This is a genomic window from Acinetobacter sp. ABJ_C1_1 (assembly GCF_044684115.1).
In the GTDB taxonomy this organism is placed as follows: Bacteria; Pseudomonadota; Gammaproteobacteria; order Pseudomonadales; family Moraxellaceae; genus Acinetobacter; species Acinetobacter nosocomialis_A.
The window spans coordinates 1-26,281 of the sequence record NZ_JBITPU010000018.1 but is presented as its reverse complement, the minus strand read 5'-3'; the positions used below and the strand labels follow the sequence as shown (position 1 = coordinate 26,281).

At 38.1% G+C, this 26,281-nt stretch carries 21 protein-coding genes and 1 pseudogene; 16 read left to right on the top strand and 6 right to left on the bottom strand.

Translation table 11 applies throughout. The features are described 5' to 3' along the window. Positions 1–17: 17 nt before the first annotated feature. From ACG59Z_RS16635 to mgrA, 12 genes are all read left to right on the top strand, one after another. Entirely contained in the window at positions 18–1,214 is a 1,197-nt protein-coding gene (locus ACG59Z_RS16635) for an LLM class flavin-dependent oxidoreductase (RefSeq protein WP_013197887.1), read from the top strand. 315 nt (positions 1,215–1,529) lie between these two features. After that, on the top strand, positions 1,530–3,155 hold the full coding sequence (locus ACG59Z_RS16630; protein WP_400200427.1) for an ABC transporter permease: 1,626 nt from the start codon (positions 1,530–1,532) through the stop codon (positions 3,153–3,155). A gap of 9 nt (positions 3,156–3,164) precedes the next feature. Beyond that, a complete protein-coding gene (locus tag ACG59Z_RS16625) occupies positions 3,165–3,980 on the top strand; it encodes an ABC transporter ATP-binding protein (protein WP_022574518.1) in 816 nt (271 codons plus the stop codon). Positions 3,981–3,992: 12 nt separating this feature from the next. Beyond that, positions 3,993–4,835, top strand: coding sequence for a TonB family protein (locus tag ACG59Z_RS16620; protein ID WP_400200425.1), 843 nt, complete (start codon positions 3,993–3,995; stop codon positions 4,833–4,835). 36 nt (positions 4,836–4,871) lie between these two features. After that, positions 4,872–5,606 carry a MotA/TolQ/ExbB proton channel family protein gene (locus tag ACG59Z_RS16615; protein WP_279985261.1) on the top strand — a complete coding sequence of 245 codons (735 nt, stop codon included), beginning with the start codon at positions 4,872–4,874 and terminating at the stop codon, positions 5,604–5,606. After that, positions 5,606–6,013 carry a biopolymer transporter ExbD gene (locus ACG59Z_RS16610; protein ID WP_004925095.1) on the top strand — a complete coding sequence of 136 codons (408 nt, stop codon included), beginning with the start codon at positions 5,606–5,608 and terminating at the stop codon, positions 6,011–6,013. Before ACG59Z_RS16615 ends, ACG59Z_RS16610 begins: the two co-directional genes overlap by 1 nt. 156 nt (positions 6,014–6,169) lie before the next feature. After that, positions 6,170–6,967, top strand: coding sequence for a Crp/Fnr family transcriptional regulator (locus ACG59Z_RS16605; RefSeq protein ID WP_014206770.1), 798 nt, complete (start codon positions 6,170–6,172; stop codon positions 6,965–6,967). Between the two features lie 119 nt (positions 6,968–7,086). Next, entirely contained in the window at positions 7,087–7,995 is a 909-nt protein-coding gene (locus tag ACG59Z_RS16600; RefSeq protein WP_022574514.1) for a TauD/TfdA family dioxygenase, read from the top strand. 51 nt (positions 7,996–8,046) lie between these two features. Further along, positions 8,047–9,114 (top strand): ABC transporter substrate-binding protein, encoded by a 1,068-nt coding sequence (locus tag ACG59Z_RS16595; protein WP_400200420.1) that lies wholly within the window; start codon positions 8,047–8,049, stop codon positions 9,112–9,114. Between the two features lie 128 nt (positions 9,115–9,242). Next, entirely contained in the window at positions 9,243–11,438 is a 2,196-nt protein-coding gene (locus tag ACG59Z_RS16590) for a TonB-dependent receptor (RefSeq protein WP_272347860.1), read from the top strand. Positions 11,439–11,500: 62 nt separating this feature from the next. Next, positions 11,501–12,829 carry an LLM class flavin-dependent oxidoreductase gene (locus ACG59Z_RS16585; RefSeq protein ID WP_400200418.1) on the top strand — a complete coding sequence of 443 codons (1,329 nt, stop codon included), beginning with the start codon at positions 11,501–11,503 and terminating at the stop codon, positions 12,827–12,829. A gap of 11 nt (positions 12,830–12,840) precedes the next feature. Continuing rightward, entirely contained in the window at positions 12,841–13,839 is a 999-nt protein-coding gene (gene mgrA / locus ACG59Z_RS16580) for an L-glyceraldehyde 3-phosphate reductase (protein ID WP_400200416.1), read from the top strand. 66 nt (positions 13,840–13,905) lie between these two features. Here the strand turns inward: mgrA and ACG59Z_RS16575 are convergent, their stop codons facing one another. From ACG59Z_RS16575 to ACG59Z_RS16565, 3 genes are all read right to left on the bottom strand, one after another. Then, positions 13,906–16,386, bottom strand: a complete 2,481-nt coding sequence (locus tag ACG59Z_RS16575; RefSeq protein ID WP_400200414.1) for a TonB-dependent receptor — start codon at positions 16,384–16,386, stop codon at positions 13,906–13,908. Between the two features lie 214 nt (positions 16,387–16,600). Next, positions 16,601–18,265, bottom strand: a complete 1,665-nt coding sequence (locus ACG59Z_RS16570; RefSeq protein ID WP_400200412.1) for an arylsulfatase — start codon at positions 18,263–18,265, stop codon at positions 16,601–16,603. Between the two features lie 117 nt (positions 18,266–18,382). Continuing rightward, the gene (locus ACG59Z_RS16565) at positions 18,383–19,204 is read right to left on the bottom strand and encodes a Crp/Fnr family transcriptional regulator (RefSeq protein ID WP_400200410.1); all 822 of its coding nucleotides are present in this window, start codon (positions 19,202–19,204) and stop codon (positions 18,383–18,385) included. Positions 19,205–19,425: 221 nt separating this feature from the next. On the opposite strand from ACG59Z_RS16565, the gene ACG59Z_RS16560 reads away from it, so the two are divergent. The 3 genes from ACG59Z_RS16560 (at position 19,426) to adeT1 (ending at position 23,310) form a co-directional block, all read left to right on the top strand. Beyond that, the gene (locus tag ACG59Z_RS16560) at positions 19,426–20,379 is read left to right on the top strand and encodes a TauD/TfdA dioxygenase family protein (RefSeq protein WP_400200409.1); all 954 of its coding nucleotides are present in this window, start codon (positions 19,426–19,428) and stop codon (positions 20,377–20,379) included. Between the two features lie 72 nt (positions 20,380–20,451). After that, a complete protein-coding gene (locus ACG59Z_RS16555) occupies positions 20,452–21,552 on the top strand; it encodes an ABC transporter substrate-binding protein (protein WP_400200408.1) in 1,101 nt (366 codons plus the stop codon). Between the two features lie 762 nt (positions 21,553–22,314). Continuing rightward, positions 22,315–23,310 (top strand): putative multidrug efflux protein AdeT1, encoded by a 996-nt coding sequence (gene adeT1, locus ACG59Z_RS16550; protein WP_400200406.1) that lies wholly within the window; start codon positions 22,315–22,317, stop codon positions 23,308–23,310. A 112-nt stretch (positions 23,311–23,422) separates the two neighbouring features. On the opposite strand, the gene ACG59Z_RS16545 is transcribed toward adeT1, so the two are convergent. Continuing rightward, positions 23,423–24,205, bottom strand: coding sequence for an HNH endonuclease (locus ACG59Z_RS16545; RefSeq protein WP_400200405.1), 783 nt, complete (start codon positions 24,203–24,205; stop codon positions 23,423–23,425). Between the two features lie 155 nt (positions 24,206–24,360). Then, positions 24,361–25,134, bottom strand: a complete 774-nt coding sequence (locus ACG59Z_RS16540; protein WP_400200403.1) for a tetratricopeptide repeat protein — start codon at positions 25,132–25,134, stop codon at positions 24,361–24,363. A 247-nt stretch (positions 25,135–25,381) separates the two neighbouring features. Here ACG59Z_RS16540 and ACG59Z_RS16535 point away from each other — a divergent pair. After that, positions 25,382–25,582, top strand: a pseudogene (locus tag ACG59Z_RS16535) (alpha/beta hydrolase); the annotation flags it as partial. Between the two features lie 343 nt (positions 25,583–25,925). Here ACG59Z_RS16535 and ACG59Z_RS16530 read toward each other — a convergent pair. Then, on the bottom strand, positions 25,926–26,281 hold a 356-nt coding region (locus ACG59Z_RS16530), incomplete at its 5' end, for a hypothetical protein (RefSeq protein WP_400200401.1).

Below are 26,281 nucleotides of genomic sequence, written 5' to 3'. Positions count from 1 at the left end.
GCTTTAAGGAGAAAATAATGGGAATTGAATTTTTTACACGTTTACCACTTCATGGCGAAACAGAATTTTTACCCGGTGATCCACGTAATCGCGGTGATTGGGCCAATATTGAAAATGTTGAAAATACCGGAGCGGTTTCGAACTATGAAGTCGGTGATGACTTTACCTATATTGATTACTTAAGTCAGGTAGCGCGGGCAGCAGAAATTAATGGTTTTGCTGGTGCACTCATGGTGAACGCGCCAACGGGTGAAGAGCCTTGGACAGTATGTTCATTGCTTGCAAGAGAAACTAAAAAACTTAACTTTGTGACTGCATTTCAGGCTTATCATTTTAGTCCATATAATGCTGTACAAACTGCGGCAACTTATCAGCGTGCAACAGGCAATCGACTGGTTTGGAATATTATTAATGGCGGCTCGGAAGTAATCCAACGTCAAGTAGGCGATGACTTACCTCACGATGAACGTTATGCACGTGCTACAGAGTTTCTAGATGTTGTAAAAGGATATTGGAATAATCCTTCATTTCACTATAAAGGGAAGTACTATTCGGCAGAAGGCGGTGGTCTAAAATATCCACTGAATAAAGCAAGCCTTCCAATTATTTGCACAGCAGGTTCTTCGGAAGCTGCTCGCGAGTTTGGAGCCAAACATGCCGACTATTATTTAATGCGAGCTGAAAAACCAGAAGAAATTGCAGCATTGATTGCAGACGTACGTGCTCGTGCAAAAAAGTATGGTCGTGAAAATATAAAATTTGGTCTATCGATCGATACCATTGCTCGCCGTACTGAACAAGAAGCGTTGGCAGAGGCACAGCGCTTTCTCGATGAAGCTGCTGAAAAGCAACGTTTACACGCGGCGGCAGCCCATGCGGGTTTACGCTCAGCGCGGGTATTAAGCTTTGAAAAAGAGTATGCCGAAAAAGATGGCAGTAAAAATGTCAGTGACTTTTTTATTCATCCAAATGTTTGGTCAGGGTTTGGATATATTGGAGTGCCACCTGGTGTTGCTTTGGTAGGGAGCTACCAACAGATTATTGAGCGTATTGAAGAATACAATAGCATTGGCATAGAGTTATTCTTCCTTGCAGGCTATCCACATCTTGAAGAGTCATATCGTCTTGGTGAACACGTTCTTCCGCACTTTAAAAAGCAACGTGCTCGATTACAGCCTACAGTAGCTAGCCCAGAGTTTGATATTGCGCTTTAAAGTTTAAGTGTTCTAAATAAGCCTGATTAGTAAGCTAGTTGGGCTTTTTTAATTTTGTTCCATATAAGCATTTGATCTTTTATGAAAGGTCTATACAAGAATTCTTATCTTTATCTCTTATTTATAAATATAAATATTTTCTGATCTTTGTACCTGTGTAGACAGTTAAACAAAATATCTCTCTTTACACTCATCCAGAGCATAACACCAAAGATGATCACAACACGTCTCATATTAGATCTGCATGACACGGATAAATGATCATCAGGTATACGTTTAGTTAAACATTCTGAGAGATCTATAACAGCAGAATGTATGGATATATATCGAGATATGAAAGAAATAATTTCGCAAAAAAACTCATCCGGCATTGTCTGGAAAAGTACCAAGAAACCATGGTTCATTTCTGTTGGGTATTTTAACTCGCTTGCGATCTATTGGATTGTACCTCTTTGTTTATTCTTACTGTGGTGGGTAGCGTCAAATGAGCAATGGATGCCTGCCCAAATTTTACCTACCCCAAAAGACACATGGCATTCTTTCGTTGAAATCGCATCTCAAGATCTATGGTCACAGCTTGCGATCAGTCTTGAGCGCTTTGGTCTTGGCTTATTGTCTGGTGTATTGGGAGGCGTATTTCTAGGTGTTTTACTGGGCTATAGCCGCATTGCCGAACAATACCTTTCTGCAACGTTTTATGCATTGGTCATTATCCCAACATTGGCTTGGTTGCCTTTGCTCATGATCTGGCTCGGCATCGAAAATAGTTTAAAAATTTTCATAATCTTTAAGGCCACAATGGTGCCGATTGCCTTACATACTCAGGCAGGCGTACGTGACATTCAACCCAAACTCAAAGAAATGGCAGCAATTTTACAGTTCAATCGGCTAACCTTGCTTACAAAACTTGTCCTGCCAGCCACACTTCCATATTTCTTTACTGGTTTAAGACTAGCTGTTGCCGCAGGCTGGACGAGCTTAATTGCTGTTGAGTTATTGGCTTCATCGGAAGGCATTGGATATTTGATGGTGACAGGTCGTCAGCTATTTCAGCTTGATATTGTTTTTGTCACGATTTTTGTGATCGCATCTGTCGGAATTATTTTCGATTTTATACTGCATCGAATTGAACGTAAGTTTGTGTTCTGGCCACATGCTGCTTTGAGTGCTCATACTTTTCATAAAAAAAACCGAACCGATGTTTTGAAATCGTGGGTTTTACCTTTGAGTTTAGTGGTGCTTTGGGCAGTAAGCAGTTGGTTTAACTTGATTTCGAGTCAAATTTTGCCCGCGCCGTGGAAAGTATTAGAAGCACTCTGGTCAGGCATTCAAGATTTCTCACTCACTACTGCCATGTATTACAGCCTTTATCGTGCAATTTTGGGTTTGATCATTGGCGGGTTAATTGGGGCTTCTGTAGGAATTGTAGTGGGTCTATTTAAACCTATTGAAAATCTGTTGGCACCTACACTCAACACATTACGTCTCATTGCCATTTTTGCTTGGATTCCGCTACTGACAGCTTGGTTTGGGCTCGAAGATTTATCAAAAATTGTTTTCATTTCAATAGCGACATTTTTTCCAATGTTTATTGCGACGTGGAAAGGCATGTCGAGCATTCCAATGCAGCTTGTTGAAGTCTCAAGCACCTTAAGAATGACATTACTTCAACGCTTAACGCTTTTGATTTTACCGAGCATTGCACCTTCAATGTTTGCTGGGTTTCGATTGGCATTGCTCTATTCGTGGATGGCATCTTTTGGAGCTGAATACTTGATGGGCTCTGGAATTGGCATAGGTAGCTACATGATGGCAGCACAGCAAAACTTTGAAATGGAGCGTGTGATAGCAGCAACCGTTTTGGTCGCTGGTTTAGGGGCGATTCTGGCATGGCTGGGCAAAATAACTGAAAACTACGCAACATCTTGGCGAAAAAATTGAGGTCCGACCATGACAATTACCCTTAATACAAATACTGAAAAACATCACCAATCTTTTCAAGCTAATGCTCAAACACGTGTGGCATTTCATCATGTTCATAAGTCTTTTGTCGTCAATCAACAACCTGTCAAAGTCATTCACGACTTTAATCTAGAAATTAAAGAAGGGGAGTTTATTGCGATTGTAGGTAGCAGTGGCTGCGGTAAATCTACGCTCTTACGTCTTTTGGCAGGACTAGATCAAGATTTTGATGGTCGAATTTTAATTGATGGCGCCGATGTAAGCGGAATTGGCGGCGATCGAGCAGTAGTTTTTCAAGAACATCGCTTATTTCCTTGGCTTACCGTTGAGCAAAACATTGAGCTGGGTTTATTAAATGAGGCGTTAACTTCACGTGATAAAGATATTCTGGTCCAGAAAGCAATTGAGTTAATTGGCTTAAATGGCTTTGAAAAGGCCTACCCACATCAGCTATCTGGTGGTATGTCTCAACGTGTAGCCATTGCACGTAGCCTAGTTGTGCAGCCTCGTATTTTTCTGTTAGATGAACCGTTTGGTGCATTAGATGCATTAACACGGCATCAAATGCAAAATGAATTGCTACGCATTCAATCTCAACAAAAAATGACCACTGTTTTTATTACGCATGATGTGGAAGAGGCTGTAACTCTGGCAGATCGTGTAGTGATTTTAAAACCTAAACCTGGTCGTGTTGAACAAATTATTCCCGTCAACTTACCGCGTCCTCGAAATCGTTCAAGTTTTGAATTGCATCAATTAAAAGAACAGATTTTTCGGATTTTGACCGAAGACAAAATTGGTTAATAGGAGTTAGTGATGAGTGAATTTAGTCAAGGCTCGATTAGAAAAGCATTTTTATTTGAGCAATTATCCAATCAGGTCACCCAGGCAACGACGGTTAATGATCCTTTTAGCCATAACGTAGATGCTGGAAATGATCCTGCTGGGCCAAAAAAGAATGCTTTAGCAATTGCGATTGTCGCCGTTGCTGCAGCACATTTGGGAATCTGGTATATCGCCAAACAACTTCCTACACCTCAGCTTGATGTCAAAACACCTGATCCTGTGGTGATAGAGATTGTCAAACCGCCTGAACCACCTAAGGTGATTGAACCTAAAATCCCTCCAGTGGTGCAAAAGCCAAAGATACCGCCTGTTAGCCCAAAGCCTGAGCCTGTACAAAAGCAAATAGAGACACCAAAACCTGTACAGAAACACGTTGAGCAGCCTAAACCTGTTGAACAGCATAAGGTAGTAGAGCAACCACGGCCTGTAGCGGAACCCTTAAGTAAAAACGTGGTGGCGGCTCCTGTTCAACAACCCGTTTCAAAACCCGCTGAAGCACCTGCGAAAGCTGCTGATGACAACTTGCCAGTTACAGAAGCAAAAGGCTATGCAGGTTATTTGAGTAATCCAGCGCCTGAATATCCTGAACAGGCTCTCGATCGAGGTTGGGAAGGTTCAGTCATCTTGAGGGTAAAAGTCTTGCCAAATGGCAGCCCTGATAGCGTGACAGTCAAACAGAGCAGTGGCAAAAAAATACTCGATAGTGCAGCGGTGAGAACCGTAAAACAATGGAAATTCTCACCCGCTTTAAAAGGGAAGACACCAATCGAAGGTTGGGTCGATATTCCTATTCACTATCAGCTCCCGAAATAATTTTTAACTTAATATTGATCTATAAGGAATTTTAACATGAGTGATATAAACTCCCTGATCCACGATGGGACTATCTGGTTATTGGTTGCTTTTTCAGTTGTGACGTGGGGTTTGATTGTCATTAAACTGGTTCAAACCCAAAAAGCTGACCGACAAAGTAAAGCCTTTGCCGAAGAATTCTGGAGTGCAAAAAATCTGCAAGATGCTATTCAAAAATCGGAAGTAGGGCAAGGACCAGTGGCACGTATTGCAAATACTGGTTTTAAAACACTTGCCGATGCAGACGATGATACTCATCAAGATTTACAACATAGCTGGAGTCGTCAAGATTTACTTGAGCGTCATTTACGCAAACAAATTCTGTCTGAACGCCGCCAGTTAGAAAAAGGTTCTGCCTTGCTCGCATCAATTGGTAATAATGCACCTTTCATTGGGCTATTTGGTACAGTCTTTGGGATTATCCATGCTTTACAGGCCATTGCACATTCAGGTAATGCCAGTATGGATGTCGTTGCAGGGCCTATTGGTGAAGCGCTAGTTGCAACAGGCATCGGGATTGCAGTGGCTGTTCCAGCGGTACTGGCATATAACTATTTCGTGCGTAAAGTAAAAACTATCGGTGCAGAACTAGATGACTTTGCGACCGATTTTGTCAGCCTAAACCAAAAATCAGGTTTCCAGCTTAAGACTGTCAAGGCAAAAACAACAAATACAAGCATTCCAGCCAGCGAGTTAAGCCATACCCACAATAAAGAAAAGGTATATGCATAATGGCAATTTCAACATCGGAACAAGATGATGTCGTCAGCGAGATCAACATTACCCCTCTAGTAGATGTGATGTTGGTTCTGTTGATTGTGTTTATCGTCACGGCGCCCTTACTGACCAATACTGTTAAGGTAAACTTACCCAAAGCGGCACCAACACAGGTTACAGATCAGACCAAGGCTGTGGTCATTAGTGTTAATCCAAAAGGCGAAATTTATCTGGATAAAGATAAAGTCACTCTTGAACACTTCGAACAGGCCATTCAAACGCGTAAGGCAGCCAATCCTAAACTGGCTCTGAACCTGAATGCAGATGAGACAGTTCCTTATGGTACGGTTGCCAAGTTACTGGCCAGCATAGAACGGGTAGGCGTTGATAAACTATCAGTCATTACGTCGCCTAAGTCTTAAGTTCTATCAAAATAAACAAGACAAAAGAAAATCAAGATCCAAATTTGAGATCTTGATTTTTATATAATTGTTTAATCTAAATTTATATTAAACTTGAATTTCACGATTAGGTTGTATGGTCTATTTTAGAGCTTCAATTTGATGGTGAGATGGCGAATGACAACACTTGTTTATAACGATAAAAGAAGAAATAACTATGATCATTTTTTAGATTTATTAGATCAAACTCATATCAATCGTTATCAAGATTTCAACATTACCTTTGAATATAAAAAACTGGCTGAACAAATGCTGTCAGAATGTGAATTCATGGACGCATGTTCGCTTGAAGAAAAGCAAAAATTATTTAATGAAATTAAGATAAAGCATCTTTATCAAGGGCAAGTACTATATTCGAGAAATCAAGACTGTCGTGAACTCATCATTGTTTTAAGTGGTGTACTCAAATTAGGTTGGAATTCATACGATGGAAAATATCTTATTCATCGTTTTATTCCTACAGGCGCACTATTAAATATTGTCTATCTTATTTCTGAATCTGCCTTAGAACATGAATATGTTGCACATGAAGCAACTGTGATTGCAACCATTCCTGAGCATATCTTTAAGCACACCATACAGCACAATTCACGCATGCTATATCAGGTTTTAAAATTGGTATGCCAGCGAACACGGCTTTTAGACAATGATATCTATCACACCTCTACGCAGCCTTTAAAGGTACAAATTGCACGACAGCTCATCTATTTAATCGAATTTTTTTCGACTCAAACTCAAAAAGGCATTGAGGTTTTGTTAAAACTCTCACAAGAAAATTTAGCTGAACTTTTAAAAATATCGAGACAAAGTATCAGAAAGGAAATTCAGTGGTTTGTTGAAGAAGGTATTATAGAAACAAAATATAATCATATCTCTGTCAAAGACATCGACAAATTAAAAGCCTTACTGCACTAAAGAGATTATGACGAATTATGAATAATTTTTCATAAATGCAGAAATGCTATGTAATTTTTGTTGCAGAATTTAAAGGGGGTAATTTCTAAACTCATATCATCAATGATGAGAACGATGATATGGCAGATTTATTAATAAGAAAACCAGTGAGTGAGTTAATCGATGTAATCCCTTTAGCAGGTCGTATCGGTGCGCAAATTAATGGTGTTGAATTATCTTCAAACCTTAACCCTGAGGTTTTGAATCAAATTAGGCAATCATTGCTTGAACATAAAGTTATTTTTTTCCGTAATCAGGAACATTTAACAGATCAAGAGCAAGAAAAGTTTGCCGAATTACTTGGGCAACCTATTTCACATCCTACTGTTCCAGTGGCAGAAGGTTCGACTTATATATTTGAACTTGATTCCCGTCATGACGGTCGTGCAGACGTTTGGCATACCGATGTCACCTTTGTTTCAAATTATCCAAAAATCAGCATTTTAAGAGCGGTAACTACTCCCAATCGAGGGGGCGATACCACATGGGCAAATACAGAAGCAGCCTATGATGAATTGCCTGAGCCACTAAAGCTCCTTGCCAATCAGCTCCGTGCGATTCACACCAATGATTTTGATTATGGTGGTTTTCGGCCTTCTGCAAGTGATGAAGTCGTAAAACGCCATCAAAAAATCTTTGCTTCAACGGTCTATGAGGCAGAACACCCATTGGTCAGAGTACATCCTGAAACAGGTAAGCGAACCTTAATTTTAGGCCAATTTTTTAAACGATTTGTGGGTCTGACTGCTAAAGAGTCCAACAAGCTATTTGAAATTTTTCAAGATCGTATCACTAAACCAGAAAACACGATTCGCTGGACGTGGAAGGACGGTGATGTCGCTATTTGGGACAACCGTGCCACTCAGCATTTAGCCGTCAATGATTATGGTAATGCCTTGCGTATTATGCGACGCGTTACGTTGGCAGGCGATGTTCCTGTTGATATCGATGGTAAAGCGAGTAAGCAAATTAAGCCATCTACGTCATAAGTGTCTAAATAATACGACGCTAATTTATCAATAAAAAATGTGGAAAATATAATGAAACAATCAATTTTTAAGAAATTGATCTTGCTGAGCTTATTGGCTTTTGGACATGCCAGTTACGCTGAAAGCCTTAAAACAATCCGAATTGGTTCTCCTGATTTGACAGCTGGTCAAAAACACGCGGGTGGTGGAGTTGTTGATGTGCTTTACAACAAAAAATGGCTTGAGCAAGAGCTTGCAAAAAACAATGTCAAAGTGGAATGGCACTTCTTCAAAGGTGCTGGGCCAGCCATTAATGAAGCATTGGCCAACAATCAACTGGATTTTGCCTTTTTAGGGGATTTACCTCCAATCATTGGTAAAGCCAATGGATTAGATACCCAATTACTTGTTCCAACGGCGCGTGGCATCACCAATTATCTAGCGGTAAGATCTGATCTTCCGATCAAAAACTTTGCTGAATTAAAAGGAAAACGCGTTGGTTTGTTAAGAGGAACAGCAGATGAATTGTCATTTGTGAGTGCATTGAACAGCCAAGGTTTAAAGCTCAGCGATGTGCGAGTAGTCAATTTAGACTTTAACGCCGTCAACGCTGCTTTGGCCGCAAAAAAAATTGATGCGTCATGGGGACCTTCTCGATTTTTTGCGTTACGTGACAAACACATCGTTAACTTGCCTATAAGTAGTCGTCAGTTAAATGGTGCAGGATCTACTCAAGGTGTGTTTTTAGGTCGTCAATCGTTTATTCGACAACATCCAAATGAAACACAACAGGTTGTGACTCAGGTTGTAAAAGGGCTGAATTGGCTCTCAAATGAGCAAAATCGAGTACCACAAGTCGCACTCTTTTTTACCCAATCGGGTTATCCAGCATCTATCTATGCTCAGGAACTCAATGGTGTAAATCTGAAGTTTTTATATTCACCGTTATTTGATGGCTATTACACCCAACAATTGCAGCAAAAAATCACTTTGGCTACGCAACAAGGGTTGATACGCAAAAATATTGACGTCAAAAGCTGGATTAATCCGTCATTCGTAAATCAATCACTTGAACAATCAAATTTAAAGACTTACTGGAAACCAACTCAGCAGTACGAATATTTGAAATCAGTGAAATAAGCATCGTCTTTTAAAACTTAATTATGGGGTAAATAATGTCGATACATTCGAGAAATGTAGCGCGTGATCCGTTCACGTCAGCAACTAAACAAAAAATTTTAAATTTAAGTCTGCTTTCGCTGAGTATCTTGTCAGTTTGGGGACAAGCTCATGCAGAAACAGTCTCAAGCACCGCACGTTCTTCAGAGGATGTGGCACAATTAGAGACCGTAGTTGTGACAGCAACACGCCGTGAAGAATCACTCCAAAAAGTACCTGTTGCCGTTTCAGTCATTAGTGGAAAGGAACTCGATAAGCAACAGCGAAACTCACTTGAAACATTGGTAACACAAGTACCGAGTGTTAACTTTCGGGCTGGAGCTTCCAATAAAGATACTTCTTTATTTGTTCGCGGTATTGGTACTGTTACCACTTCACCTGGTGTTGAGCCTTCAGTCTCAACAGTGATCGATGGTGTTGTTTACAGCCGACCGGGGCAAGCAACACTCGATTTGTTAGATGTGGATCGTATTGAAGTCCTTCGTGGTCCGCAAGGAACACTTTTTGGTAAAAATGCATCGGCAGGTGTAGTCAATATTGTGACAAAAAATCCAACCAGTGAAACCTCTGGTTATATTGATGCCTATGCCACCAACGATGGTGAACAACGAATTAAACTAGGAGCATCTGGTACATTAATTCCTGAAAAATTAACTGCCAATGTCTCGGCGCTATTAGGTAATTTTGATGGCAATGTAGACAACCTTACAACAAATCAAGATGTTAATGGCTATAAAAATTATGGGTTTAGAACCAAATTTGAATATACGCCTACCGATAGTTTAGTTTTAGGCTTTACTGCCGATTATCTGCATAAAAAAGGAAGTGCTCCGACAGGCATTGTGGTTAAAAATACTGATGCCAACTATGCAGCAGCATTATCGCCTGTTGTGGCATCTCCAACCAATCGAAGTACAGTTGAAAATACTCAAGCGTCGACTGATGATACCAATCAGGGTGTAGCGCTTACGGCAGACTGGACATTAACCAATCATCAATTGTCATCGATTACAGCCTTTCGCCAATGGAAAAACACACAGATTGGTGACAGTGATCAGCTTGCTGCTCCGACACCAAATTTTGCTGGAATTGCCGATTTAGGGCATGTTAACAGTAAGCAATTTTCTCAAGAAATTAGAATTAAGCCGCTTGATCATGGCTTCTTTGATTATGTCGCGGGTCTATATTTTTCAAAGAACAAAAACGATGAGACTTATCAACGTGAGTCAACTTGGTACAACAATGCCTCTAATGCCTATGTCGTAGATTTTGGTAAGGCAATCTATAATACAGACAGCACCAACTATGCTGCATTTGGTGAAGGTACCTTTCATTTCACAAATCGATTGAGATGGATTGCTGGTTTACGTGTTACTCGAGATGAGTTGTCTTATGATCACAGCCGAGTTTCAACTGTTCCAAGTAGTGTAGGTGTCCGAAATGCCATTCGTTCTTCATTTAGCAGTGATGGATCGACCAGTGAAACTGGAGTTTCAGGTCGCATTGGACCTCAATATGACTTTACACCGAATATATTGGGCTATTTTACCTATTCGAGAGGTTATAAAGGTCCTGCATATAACGTTTATTTTAATATGCAGCAAAATGATACACCTGTCATTGATCCAGAAACAGCTAACTCTTACGAACTTGGACTCAAATCTCAATGGCTGAATAATCGTCTGCGTGTCAATGTGGCGTTATTTAATACGGATTATGATAACTATCAGGCAAATTTTAGAACCCTCGATCCAAATGGTTTCCCAATAACCCGCTTGGTTAATGCAGGAAGTGTCTCTACCTATGGGGCTGAAATTGATTCGGTATATAAGATTAATCCAAATTGGGCATTAAACTTTTCAGGTGCCTATACACATGCACGAATTGATGACTTCAAATGTCCAGCTGCCGATACCTCATGCCCAAATGTAAATGGTAAACCGCTGCCATTTTCTCCGGATTGGAAATTTAATACTCAGCTTGATCGCTATTTTACTCTGGCAAATAACAAGCAAATTGAACTTTCAACCCAATATGCATGGCAAAGCAAAGTTCAGTTCAGTCTCGACCAGAACCAAAACACTATTCAGGGTGCATATGGACTTTTGAATGCGAGCATTGCTTTAGCTGATACTGCTTCTGACTGGCGATTGGCATTGAATGTACGAAATATAACGGATAAATCATATGCAACCTTACTGAGCACAAATGGTAGCCGTATTACTCGTCAAGTCCCTAGAGATGATGAACGCTATTTTGGCATTTCATTCCGTAAAAATTTCTAAAAAGTATGTCTAGTACACCTCGTTTTTTTCGAGGTGTACACCCATCCATTGGACTGATTAAAATGAGTAATCCTTCGTCTACAAGAAAGCTTCACCTTAATTTATTTTTAGACGGTTATGGCCATCATTTGGCCAGTTGGAGACATCCAGCGAGTCAATTAAACCTAAGCCCCTATGAGCGTTACTTAAGTGCAGCAAAAATAGCTGAAGAGGGGAAGTTTGATGCCATTTTTTTTGCCGATAGTTTAGCTGTTGATCCATCAACTGCGACATCAGGCAAAATTCGCGGTAGCGAGATTGAACCTCTCACATTACTTTCGGCAATTGCGACACAAACCCGTCATATTGGACTCATTGGAACAGCCACGACAACCTATAATGAGCCATATCATCTCGCAAGAAAGTTTGCTTCTTTAGACCAGATTTCTGCTGGACGTGCAGGCTGGAACCTCGTCACCACCGATTTTGCACTTGAAGCGAAAAATTTCAGTACAAAGGAACATGTCAAACATCAAGACCGTTATGCACGTGCTGAAGAATTTCACGATGTGGTAAAAGGACTTTGGAATAGTTGGGATGAAGATGCAGCTATTCATGATAAAGCCACAGGTATTTTCTTTAATCCAGAGAAGGTACACACGCTCAATCATTGCGGTGATATTTTTCAGGTAAAAGGTCCACTCAATATTAGCCCAAGCCCACAGTCTCACCCTGTAGTGGTTCAGGCAGGTAGTTCAGAACGAGGCAAAAATCTGGCAGCTCGTACGGCAGATGTCATTTTTACTGCGCAATCTAACTTAGCCGCTGCACAGCAATTTTATAGTGATGTAAAGCAACGTCTTGAAGACTTTGATCGCCAAGAACATGAGTTAGTGGTCATGCCGGGTGTATATGTGCTTGTTGCACATACGCATGAAGAGGCTGAGAAACAGCAACAGCTTTTAGATGAGCTCGTTGATGATGATATTGGCCTTGGGCTTTTAGGAAGAATGTTGGGCAATTTTGACTTAAGCGGTGTTGATGTGAACGAGCCTTTAGCTTCCTTAGATTTATCTGAAACCCAAACGGGGCAGCAAAGTCGCCAGCAATTAATTCAGGCGCTCGGGCAAGAGCAGGGTCTAACCATTAAACAGCTCTATCAACGTATTGCATCGGGACGAGGGCATTTTTGTTTGGTTGGAAAGCCAGAATATATCGCCGACCAGCTTGAGGAGTGGTTCATCAGTGGTGCAGCAGATGGATTTAACATTATGCCTGCCGTCATATCAAACGGAATTAGAGACTTTGTCGATCTGGTTATTCCCATCCTTCAACAGCGCAATTTATTCCGCAAAGAATACGAAGGTCAAACATTAAGACAAAACCTCGGCCTCTTGGCTGCTGCCGAATAAAAGGACAAAGTATGTATCTCGCAAATTCAGAAAGATATGATTCATTCCAATATCGAAAAATTAAAAATAGTGGTTTGGTATTACCACCATTGTCACTCGGTTGCTGGCATAACTTTGGAGATGACACCCCAATTCAACAACAAAAATCGGTACTTTACACGGCGTTTGATCATGGAATTAATCATTTTGATCTGGCCAATAATTATGGAACACCCTTTGGAAGTGCAGAGAAAAATATTGAGCACTTTTTAAAAAATGACTTCAAGCCATATCGAGACGAACTTATTATTTCGACAAAAGCAGGCTGGGACATGTGGCCTGGACCTTATGGACAAGGTGGTAGCAGCCGAAAATACCTAATGGCTAGTCTTGATCAAAGCTTGCAGCGACTGGGGCTTGATTATGTCGATATTTTTTATTCACATCGTTATGACCCAGAAACACCGCTTGAAGAAACAGCCAAGACACTTGCCGATATTGTGCAGCAAGGTAAAGCACTCTATGTGGGGATTTCTTCTGGATATACACCAGAATTAACTTTGCAGTTGATAGAATTGCTTCAGGCCTATCACGTTCCACTTACTTTGCATCAACCGATTTACAATTTTTTTGAACGTCAAATTGAGCAAGGTTTAATGGAAACTGCTAAACAAGAGGGTTTTGGTGTAATTACGTTCTCACCACTGGCCCAAGGCCTATTGGCTGGACGATATCTGAATGGTGTACCTGAAGACTCACGTATTGGGCGTGGTAGTCGTTATTTACAGTCAGAGCATCTCGTTTCATTGAAGCTACAGCAAATACAGCAGTTAAATGAAATAGCAAAGCGTCGAGACCAAACACTGGCTCAATTGTCATTATCATGGGTTTTACGTGATGAACGCATTACATCGACAATTATTGGTGCTAGTCGTCCAGAGCAGATCATCGAAAACTTAAAAGCATTGCAAAATACGACGTTTAGTGCAGATGAGTTGACTCAGATTGACGCTATTCTAAATACGCCATAACTCTATACAAAATTTGCAGCATGGCTTTTTAGGAGCCAATGCTGCAATGATTGAGCATTTTATTTGTTAAAAGCTAAGTTTCACGGTTGCACCAATGGTACGAGGCTGACCTAAACTAGCGAGAACAATACCATTAGAAGAATTCCATGTATTGGTTACATAGGTTTCATTGGTGAGGTTTTTTACCCATAGCGCAACATCCAGTTCATTTTCACCAATACTATGTCGTGCACCTAGACTCGCATTTGTTAATCCATAGGCTTTAATGACACTGTACGGGTTATTATCTAAAGAGCCATATGACCAATCTCGCCAAGCATAACTTCCTGAGACATAGGGTTGCCAGTTATTATGCTCAGCTAAGTCATAACGGAAATTGAAATTTGCAATCCACTTCGGTACGCCATATACACGCTCTCCAGACAAATCTTGTGTATTTACGCCTGTTGGAATGCTGATATTGGATGGAGCAGGGGCATTTTTATATTCTGTATAAGTGGTATCGTTAAGAGAACCATTAAAATTAAGTGTAAGGCGACGAATAGGTTGATAGGTTGCATCGAGTTCAATCCCTCGGCTGCGTACTTTACCTGCATTTGCCAATACACTAACCACAGAGTTACCGACTTGTTCATAGCTTGTGGTTTGATAGTCAGAAACATCAATCCAGAATATATTGCTATTTAACTGTAAGGTATTATTAAGAAAATTTTGTTTTAACCCAATTTCATAGTTATCTGCTTTTTCAGGATCAACCTTTAACGAGTTAGCACCCGCTGCTGGTGCAGAACCAATGCTTAGGTTAAAGCCACCTGATTTCTCGCCGTGTGAATACGTTGCATAGGCCAGTGTGCTCGGATTTACCCGATAACTGCCAGTCAGTAAGCCAGAGTAACTTAATCCATGTTGCTTCAGTTCACCTGAGTCGTATGCGCCAAGTTGGGCATTTAGTAAATTACGCTCTGCCACGCTTAAACCTGAAACTGGTGTACCGCCAATAGGGTCGGTTCTATAAATACTGGCAGATTTATCTTCATAGGTGACTCGTGCACCTGTAGTAATGTCTAGCTTCGGTGTCGCATGCCATGTACTTTGACCAAATAATGCTGAGCTTTTTGTCTCAGTTGTTCCATATGAATACGAATCTCGATTATTCAAAATATTCGATTGGCCATTTGCAATTAAGGTTCTCACGCTCGGAACGTTGTAAAGATAGAATGCGTCCGCCGTATCTCCATATAAAGAGAAAGTCGTATTGTCTAACTGTTGCTGAAAGTAATATAGGCCCGTTACCCAATCCACTTTTTGATTTCCAGCAGATGTTAGACGTAGCTCTTGAGAATACTGTTTATCTCGAACCGAAACGCCAGCATTCGTCAATGCATTTGAACTAATAAAATCACTGTTGGTTGGAGTGAAGTTCCAAAAGCGATATGCACTAATCGACGTAATTTTTTTACCGCTATCTAGCGACCAATTGGCCTCTGCCGATCCACCACCTTGCTCAACAGACATGTGTTGTGGGGCATCTGAATGAATCTGTTTGTCTTTCCAGTTGGTATAAAGATTTTTGGCACCTGACTGTGTGGCATTTTCTAAGTAACGATTGTAGTTATTTCCATATACGGTACTGTTAAACGTTGGCCCAGCGTAGTACACGACCATCGCGCCTTGATCATCATCTTGTTTGTTGTAATCTGCAATTAAACGTAAATTAAAATTCTCTTGCGGTTTCCAGAGAATTTGACCGCGGACACCCTCGCGATCTGTATTGTTATAATCTTTACCATTATAGGTATTATGAATAAAACCATCCTGAGTCGTTTTATAAAAAGAGAGTCGGCCTGCTACATTTTCAGATAGTGCATCTGAAAACGTTCCTTTAGCTTGCAAATAATTGCGTGAGCCAAAAGAAATTTCAGCAGAATGGTCTGGGTCGAAGGTAGGCTGTTTTGAGCTAATATTTAATAGGCCCGCCGTAGTATTTTTACCAAATAATGTCCCTTGTGGCCCGCGTAATAATTCGAGTTGAGCAATATCTAATAAATCAAATACAGCCATGCCCGGGCGACCTAAGTAAACATTGTCCAGATAGACCCCAACACTAGCTTCCAAACCATCACTGGCTGGGTTATTACCCAAACCCCGAACCGCTACACTAGATTGACGTGGGTTCAAGAAAGCTACATTAAGGCTGGGTAGGGCTTGTTGTAGATCTTCAAGTTTACTGAGTTTTTGTGTTTCCAGTGTTTTAGCACTTAAAATACTAATGGGTGTTGGAACATTTTGTGCTTTTTCTTCACGTCTTCGTGTAGTCACAATAACATCTGCAAGCTGAATGATATCATCTGCTTTACTGTTTGACTGTGAATTTGAAGTACTGGCTTCCTTTATCGCTATAGCGGAAGTATCTTCGGCATAGACAATAGATGAATATCCTGCACACCCTATAAGTGAAATAAACAGACTTTGCGTGATTTTATTTAAAACTAATCTTTTTCTCTTGAAGTGAAAGGTGTGCTTTTGAACTGACATTAATGACTCCATTTTGTGTTTTCTTTGTGATGATTTTAATTTTTATGTAATTGAACACTGTCATTATCAGTACAAACTTAAGTTTATATTTTGATGATCTTATCTTTATATTTAATAGTAATTTTTTAAAACATAGGCCTTTTAAAATATTGTGCAGGCGGCAAATATAAAAGCCAGCATGAGATGCTGGCTTAGTTCAATCTAAATATTAATTTGTTCGTTATTTTTATGCTTCAAATGATTCTAGCTGATCATTCTGTAATAATCTTCGTTGTTGAACATTTTCAATCACTCCATTTTCTTTGACATAAGTTGCCCATTCTTTGAGTAATTCATCGAGCTTTTCTGGATATTGTTTTGCCAAATCCTGAGTTTCACCTTTATCATCTTTAAGGTTATATAGCTGCCAGCGATTTGGACCATTTGGCGCAGGGATAAAGAGCGCTTTCCATTCTCCTTTGCGCAGAGCCTTTTGACCAAATAACTCCCAGCCTGTGACATGATCTTCACTGTGAATGTGATTTTGTTGTACTTGTAAGTAGGGCAAGATAGAACGACCACGGAGTGGCACCAATTGACGGCCTTTATACACCTGACCGGGATGCTGAATATTTAAATAATCCAGTAGGGTTGGTAGTAAATCCATGACCGTCAAAAACTCGTGACTGATCTGATTTTGGCGTTTAAACCCTGCGTAGTGAATGAAAGAAACTGTTCTAATTCCACCTTCGCTAGTATGGGCTTTATATAGGCGAGCAGGAGCGGTGGCTGCTTGTGCCCAATGTTCTCCGTACCAAACATATGAATTTGCTCGTCCAATATTATCAATACTGTTGTCGTAATATTGCTCGATAATTTCATTAAGTTGGCCGCCAAAGACGGGTAGAGCTTCGAGTTGAGCACCTTCTGCACCATTGTCTGATAGGAAAATAACAATGGTATTGTCCAATTCCCCTCGATCTTTGAGGTATTCCACCACACGTCCAACGTTTTGATCCATACGATCTACCATGGCCGCATAAACTTCCATAATTCTTGAAGACTTATCACGTTGCTCTTGAGTAAGGTTTTCCCAGAATGGAGTTCTAGCTAAGACAGGGTGAATCGTTGTTTCCGGATCTACCAATTGAAGTTGCTTGAGTTTTTCAAGGCGCTGTTCACGCAATTTAACGGGGCCATCCGCATAGCGTCCTTTATATCGATCGATATCTTCCTGAGGTGCCTGAAGTGGCCAGTGCGGTGCAGAGAAAGGTAAATATGCAAAAAAAGGACGTCCTTGGCGTGCTTCATCATCTTGTAAGAAGTCTAGAAGGCGAGTGGTAAAATAATCTGATGAATAAAACCCTTGTGGTAGTTCTTCCGAAAACTCATCATCCTCTGCATAGAGTCCTTTTGTTGACTTAAGTAAGCGTGGAATTTGATCTTCTGGAATATCGGCTTCAAAAAGATAATGATTAGCTGCACCCGGTAATAGTGCAAAAGAACGTTCAAACCCTTTTTGAATTGGAAAATATTCTGGTTTTAGTCCCAAATGCCATTTTCCAGACATAATGGTGTAGTAACCCGCATCTTTTAATAATTCTGGTAATGCGGCAACTTTGTTATTTAATACACCTTCGTAGCCTTCTTTACCTTCAAGTTCTGGGGTGAGGGCCTCTGCCATGGTCCCTAAACCAGCTAAATGATGGTCAGTGCCTGAAAGTAACATCGCACGAGTGGGGGAGCAGGTTGACGCCGTATGAAAATTAGTCAGTCTTAAGCCGTTTAATGCTAATTCATTCAAATGAGGTGTATTGATTTCTCCGCCAAAAGCACCTAAATCTGAAAAGCCTAAATCATCTGCCACAATCAATAAAATATTAGGTTGGTTATTGATATTTACATCTGTCATGTTTTATCCAACAAAGCGACTAAAATGCTTAGTGTAAATATGACAAATTTTTATTCTGTTTCTATTCTGACAGTTATCTCCTAATAAAATCATATCATTATGACAAAAGCAGATATATCAAAGGAACTTGGTGGTAGTGTGCAACTGATGAGTCTGTGCAATATCGCTTAGTTTTTCAAAGTCCAAAATAAAGATTTGATTGTATTTAACCTCAATGATGTTTTGGTTCGAAAGTGCTGCTAGTTCTTTATTAATGCTTTGTCTTGAAGTCTGCAAAAGTTCTGCTAGATTTTCCTGACTCAATTTGAGATTCAGTAAAATTTTATCTTTGTCCTGATAGGAATGATAATCCACTAGAAAAACTAGTTTTTTAGCGAGACGTGTTTGCAATGTTTCAGTTGAATAAATGAAATTTTGTTCACGATTTAGTTGTGTTCTTACACAGATTAATTTCAACACCATGAATAAAGCATCTGCATTATTTCTGATGACATCCATAAACAATTGGCCAGGAAGGTTGGCAATGACCGTTCTACCTTGTGCAATGTGGTCGTGAAGGAGGGGTTGACCCGTTACGATCGGAACAATATTGATTAATGTACCTGAGGGCACAAAAATATCGGTGTGGTATTTGCCTTGAGATGTGCTCCAGCCAAGTTTAAGTGCGCCTTCAAGCAAAATATTGATATCAGTGCACGGATCATTTTGATTGTATATCGTTTGATTATGATAATACTTTCTTATTTTTAAATGCTGAATAAGCGTAGCTTTCTCTGTATTAGATAAAGATTGAATAACCTGATAGTTTTCTAAAATACGAATACTTTTATGAATAAATTCATTGGTTATAATTTGATGATCAGAAGATTGTCCGCCGTCAAAATCATTCTGATATTTTGAGATAGGATTCCTAAACTCGATAATTGATGATGCTTTCATGATAAATCAGAGATATAAACTAAGATTTTAAACAGCTTATCAGAGTTAAAATTTATTCAAATTTCAAAAAAATATAATTTCATATTTAATTTTCATATGTGCGTGTTATTAATTATTTAAATATCAAAATAATTTTTTACGTGATGGATTGTCTCTGAAATAACAGAATAAGCCGCCGTTTCTGATAAAAATTCAGTCATATATTACGACAGGAAATTAACATGACCACATTTATTCAGAAACCAGCACAAAAACTACAAGTTAAAAAATTAACTGGTCGAATTGGGGCTGAAATATCAGGCATTCATTTAAGCTCTGAGCTTGATTCATCAACAGTTCAGTTTATACACGATGCGCTACTAGAGCATAAAGTACTCTTCTTTCGTGGCCAGCAACATTTGGGGGACACAGAACAAGAGAAATTTGCAGAATTGTTTGGTTCACCCGTTAAACATCCAACAGTACCAGCGGTGGATGGCACAGATTTTATTTTTGAACTTGACTCACAAAAAGGTGCACGCGCCAATTCTTGGCATACTGATGTCACTTTTGTGGATGCCTATCCTAAAATTAGTATCTTGAGAAGTCTAATCATCCCTGAAACAGGTGGCGATACAACTTGGGCAAATACTGAAACTGCTTATGAAGATCTTCCTGAGCTTTTAAAGCAATTTGCGGAGCAGTTAGTTGCTGTACATTCGAATGAATATGATTATGGGGGACCAAAACAAAATGTCGAGCCTGAACAACTCGAGAGATTGAAGAAAATTTTTGTATCTACCAAGTATGAGACAGAGCATCCAGTAGTCGTATTACATCCAGAAACGGGCAAGAAAAGCCTATTACTGGGGCATTTTTTCAAACGACTTGTAGGATTTAGTCAAAGTGATTCACAGCTTTTATTTAATATTTTACAAGAAAAAGTAACGCGACCAGAAAATACAGTGCGTTGGCAATGGCAGGAAGGAGATGTGGTGATTTGGGATAATCGCTCTACACAGCACTACGCGGTTAACGATTATGGCGATCAACATCGCGTTGTACGCCGAATTACACTTGCAGGTGAAGTAACGACTGGTGTACATGGCTTAAAAGGTAAAACCACATTACCCAAAGATTTATCAGCAGAACAACTCGAAAAAGCCAAGCTTCACGCTGTTTTAAATGCCAACTAAAGACTATTTTAAGCATGCAGAACGTCACTGTCGTTAAGCAGTGACGTTGTATATGTTGTTGAGAAAAACGATATGGCCACACTATCAAAACGTAATCGATTTATCTGGATTATTCCTGCGCTTATTTTTATCGCTTTGCTTCTGTTTATTTTCAAACCATCTTCATCAGCACCATCAAAAACAACAAATCAGACTGAAAACATTGTAAAAATTAGAATTGCAGTACCTGATCTAAGCAGTAGTGAAAGACACAGCAGCGGCACACTATTAGTTGATTATATTTATTTAAATCAGTTACTTGAAAAAGAATTTGCAAAGAAAAATATTCAAGTTGAATGGCAATTTTTTAAAGGTGCAGGACCTGTAATTAATGAAGCTTTGGCCAATAAACAATTAGATTTTGCTTTTTTAGGCGACTTAGCCGCTATTATTGGTAAATCGAATCAAATCGATACCACGTTACTGGTAGCAACTGGACGGCACATAGATGCTTATTTGGGTGTTTTGCCAAATAAAGGATATACCAGTCTCGAACAGTTAAAAGGTAAACGAATAGCAATTTTTCAAGGAACTGCTATGCAATTATCGTTTGATCAATATATCGAGCGATATGGCTTTACTGAAAAAGATTTCCGCATTATTAATTTGGATCCTGCTGCGGCCAATGCAGCACTTGCAGCTAAGCAAATTGATGCTAGCTGGGGTTTAATGCCAATTCTAGCGCTCAAACAACAGAAAATTGTAGAGGTTCCTCTGAGTACTGGGCAGAGACAGGATGGAGCTGGAACAATTCAATCAGGTTTGGTGGGTCGTAGTGAATTTATTAAACAACATCCTGAAATTGTCCAAACATTGGTCAATACAGTTTTACAATCAGCACATTGGGTTTCACAGCCTGAAAACCGCGATAATGCCATTCAACTTGTCACCAAAAATGCAGGATTACCAACAGAACTCTATGCATTAAGTCTACAAGACAAAGCCTTAAAAACAGTTTTTTCACCACTTTTGGATGAATATTATCTAGGGCATCTACAAGAAGGTGTACAGACTGCATTAAAGGCCAAACTGATAAAACGCGATGTTGATGTAAAACAATGGCAAAATGCTGAGTTTGTAGAACGAGGGATTCAACAGTTGAATTACGTCAATTATTGGAATTCTTCAAAATAAAATTATGAAATTAATTTAACTGTGCAAAAAGACCTTAACAAAGGTCTTTTTTATAAATTGCATAATACGCATCTAAAATAATTAATGATTCTTTGTAGAGGCAACATATAGCTAAACGTACAGCAACAGAATCAAGGACTTAATAGTGAATTATATAACTGTTCGTATAATGTATATTATGTTAAATAAGATATGTAGAAACCTACCTATATATGACTTTGGCTACTCTGCGTTGCTGCTACGCCGTTTATTCTTTACTGTGGTCAATTATTAAGCTTGTGCCTCTGTCTACTGGGCCTTAGCGCTCTTAATTACTTTGGCAACCCTATTTCTAGTTTTAGCCGGAATAATTCTCTAGGCAGCCTTCTACAAAATGTAATTACACTTTTATATTTGCCCTAGCGAGCTGAGTTACTCACTACTGTGGTTACTGGCTACCATAAAGATTATTTGCTAAATCGCCTTTTGGCTACTAAAGTTATTAATTTGCTTAGGCTAAATTGCAATATACAGAATATTTCCTATCCTATTGAAATTTATATAAATATTTTTAAAACCCTCTTTACATGCTCTTAAAAACTGATATAGTACGTGTGTGCAGCTATTCTTTAAATTTAGCCTGCTGGTAGATCTCAAAAAAATAAGATCCAACTCAAAGCTGACTTTTGACTTTTTCTCTTTAAATTTTTATTGAGGTGTCATATCTAATCTAAGCCAGATTCATAAAATAATTTTTATAATTTGAATAATGGATAATTAAATATGGATCGTTTGAAAGTTATTTTATTGATTACAAGTACCTGTTTAACCACAACTCTTTATGCCAAACAACAAGTCATCTGTGTGTTTGACCCAATTGGTAAGTCTGGAGAAGCTTTTGCTTTAGCTAAAGACTATGCTCTTGAAGCTAAAAATTGGGGAGCTGATATGTCTTTAAAAGCCTATGTTGATGAACGTGTTGCGGCTGAAGACTTAAAAGTTGGAAAATGTGATGGCGCTATTATTAGCGGTTTACGCGGCCGTCAATTTAATAAATATACAGGATCTTTAGATGCTGTTGGCGCATTAACAAATATGAAAACGGCAATTAATGCCTATAAGCTGTTGTCCTCACCTATGGCCGCAAAAAACATGGTGGTAGGTCCTTACGAAATTGCAGGTTTAGGGACTATTGGCCCTGCATATTTATTTGTAAATGATAGAAGTATAAATACACTCGCTAAAGCTGCCGGTAAAAAAATTGGGGTATTTAAATATGATGAAGCCCAACCAAAACTTGTTCAACATGTCGGTGGTCAGGCTGTATCGGTAGACGTTACCAATGCCGGTGCAAAATTTAATAACCATGAAATTGATATTGTGCCCGCTCCTATTGTGGCCTTTAAACCTTTTGAGCTACACAAAGGTCTAGGTGAGAAAGGCGCTATCGTTCGTTTTCCTTTAACTCAAATTTCAGCAAACTTCATTATTCGTAAAGACCAATTTCCAGTTGGTTTTGGGCAAAAGTCACGGACTTGGGTAGCCAGTCAACTAAACAGAACGTTTGGCGTTATTGCTAAATATGAAAGTGATATTCCTTCAAAATACTGGATGGATATTCCTAAAAATGAACAATTAAACTATATGAAAATGATGCGCGAGGCACGTATACAGCTAACCAAAGCAGGTATTTATGACCCTAAAATGATGAATTTTTTGAAAAAAGTAAGATGTAAAGAAAACCCAAGTAACTTTGAATGCGCATTAAATGATGAATGAATTAAGCAAACTTCTTCTTTCATCATTAACTTAAACCAATTTTCTTACACGGATGTTATTGGAATATCCGTGTTTATTTTTCTGTTAATCATGAAATTGAGCCGGTATGTACTTACACCACATTCCTTTTAATCATTTTTTGTAGATCATCTACTGTTAATGTTTTATCTCTTTTTCTATGAATAACTGCATGGCAGTTTGCACATAATGGGACTAGATCTGTCTCAGGATTTACTACTTTTTCACCTACTGAAAAAAGCGGCTCTATATGATGGATATGGATAAATCCTTTCGCATAATCACCATAAAACTCTTCAAAGTTAAAGCCACATGCAACACACGTATAACCATGAATTAAAAGCGCTTGTTTTCTAAGATTTTGATCTCTTTCATACTTAGTAGTAATTTGTAGAGTTGGCTTGCCCTCTACTCCCGATTCAAAACTTTGAGTATCCTTAACAGATAATAGTGTTTTTGTTTGTGAAACAGGTCCTAAATTCGCCAGGCTTATAATTGCATTGTAAGTATCATCATCAATCTTTCGTACGCCATCTCTCCAATAATTCTTTTCCTTATTTTTAGGAATTTTTTCTAGATATTCATTATTTATTTGAAAATCAACTGCTTGAACAAAAGGCCTAAAATTAATAATTTCCGCTAAGAGTTCTTTGTCGTTATTGATGGAAATAACATCTCCTACCTCAGCGATACCAAAATAATGAGGAAACTTACTTAGTCGACGGGATTCAAAATTTTTATCTTTCATCCGACCTTTGTAATAAATAACTTTTTCACCAGTTAAGAGTAAGTCCTTATATCTTTTAGGAAAATGATAAACCTCACCGGTTAAATCATCCCACTGTGAAATATCATTTTCTACAATAACTGTTGGCATCTTTATTCCTAACTAACTCAATTTAAAATATTAAAAAAATTGAATTAACTTTATCGATCATACTCTTATCAGGCGTAAATATCATATATGAAAAATTTAAAAATCAATCATGAAGTTAGCTTTAAGTGAACATAAGTTAACTGATTGATTAAAACCTAAAATTTTTTGCTTTCTAGTTCTTTTAATTTTTTGATAGCTTCGTCACTGCCTCTCTTAGCTGCTTTACCATACCACTCTATCGCCTTGCTCATGTTCTTATCTGTTCCAATGCCATACTCGTAGCATCTAGCTAATTCATATTGGCCAAGTCCATACTCTAATAATGCAGCTTTTCGATAGTAATCAAATGCAAGCTTTTCATCTTTTTTAACACTGATTCCTTCTTCATAAAATGTTCCCAAATAATAAAAAGCCATGAAATCATTTTGTGCAGCAGCAGTTTTATACCAAGTGAATGCTTTATCTACATTCTTATCTACGCCTTCGCCATTTTGATACATTAAACCCAAATCTATTTGAGCGGATACATCACCTTGAAGTGCTGCCTGTTTAAACCATTTAAAGGCATTTGAATCGTTTCTTTCTGTGCCTAAACCATCTTTATACATCAATGCCAAATTATATTGTGCTTGTAACTCTCCGTGATTTGCAGCTTTAAGGTTCCACTTAAAAGCTTCGGTATAGTCTTGAGTAACTCCAGTTCCGGTTTGATACATATATGCAATTCGAGCTTCTGCTAAAGGACTTCCGTGTTTTGCAGCCACTAAAAATAGTTCTAAAGCTTTATCGTAATCTCGCTCTTTACCATGAGTACCTTCAAAATAATCTTTACCCTCATCTAGAAGTAATTCATTAGATGAACCAGCAAACGCCTCATTTTTTACAAGCATTAATAAAAAGATAATTAATATAAGTTTCTTTAAAATCATTTAATTTCCTTATTTTTATACAATTTTTTATATTAAATAAAATCAAATACTTGATATTAGTTTAAGTCATTTATCGCAAATAACAACAAAAACTAAATAACCCAACCATATAAAAGTTGCTAGAAGAAATAGAAAGCTTAGCAAAATAATTTTTTTCAAAATGCTCATAAGAATCCTAAATCGATGAAAATTTAATTCTGGCAGAAAACAATTAAGAAATTAATATATTTATTTTAAATTTCAATAGATGGAAACTGCGGCCTTGACTAGCTCATCTCTTCCAATTTTGCCTCAGTATCCACCGACTCTTATATTATTTAGTACCAAAGACCCAATTATTGACCCAAAACAAATTATTCAGTTACATCAATTACTCAATAATAAAGGTATTCCAAACACCTTAGAACTTATACACGATACTAAGTATGCAGGACCTGCTAATGTATAGAAAACCAAAGGTATTCATTTTTTTAATATAAAAAATTAAGTAAAGAATTTATACTTTTGGTAGTAGAGTCTACCATCAGATAACATAGAATTTTTCCTTAAATCTTTAAAAATAAATGGTGTACCTCTATCAAATAATTCTTAAAAAAACCTGATAGCTTTTACTGAATAAAAAATAAATCATTAATATTTTTAATAAATTTAATGATTATTAGGTTGCTCAAGCTATAACATTTATCCACTTTACATATAGAGATTCACAATTTATTATCCAATCAATATAATAATAAAAATTAGTTAATCCATTATCTAAAATAAATATAAAAAAGCACCATTAGGTGCCTTTAAATTAATATATTTTTTATTTCTAGTATAAGTTTTTTTTCAACTTCTTTATTAAAATTATCTATAATTCTAAAATTTTTACCCAAGTTACTATATTTACATATCAAATCATCCTTCATATTTTCTTTAATATCACTTTCACTAACAACAATTAAGTTATTAATATTTTTCTCATCATTAAAATATTCATTTATTTGTTTATTGTTAAGATGGTTTAAACTTGACTTACATTCAACAGCCAATCTCTTTCCATTATATTCAATAATAAAATCAACATTTTTTCCATATTTAATTATAATATTTGAATATTCAGATAACTCTTTTTTTAACAACTTATAAATTGAATCCTCAAAAT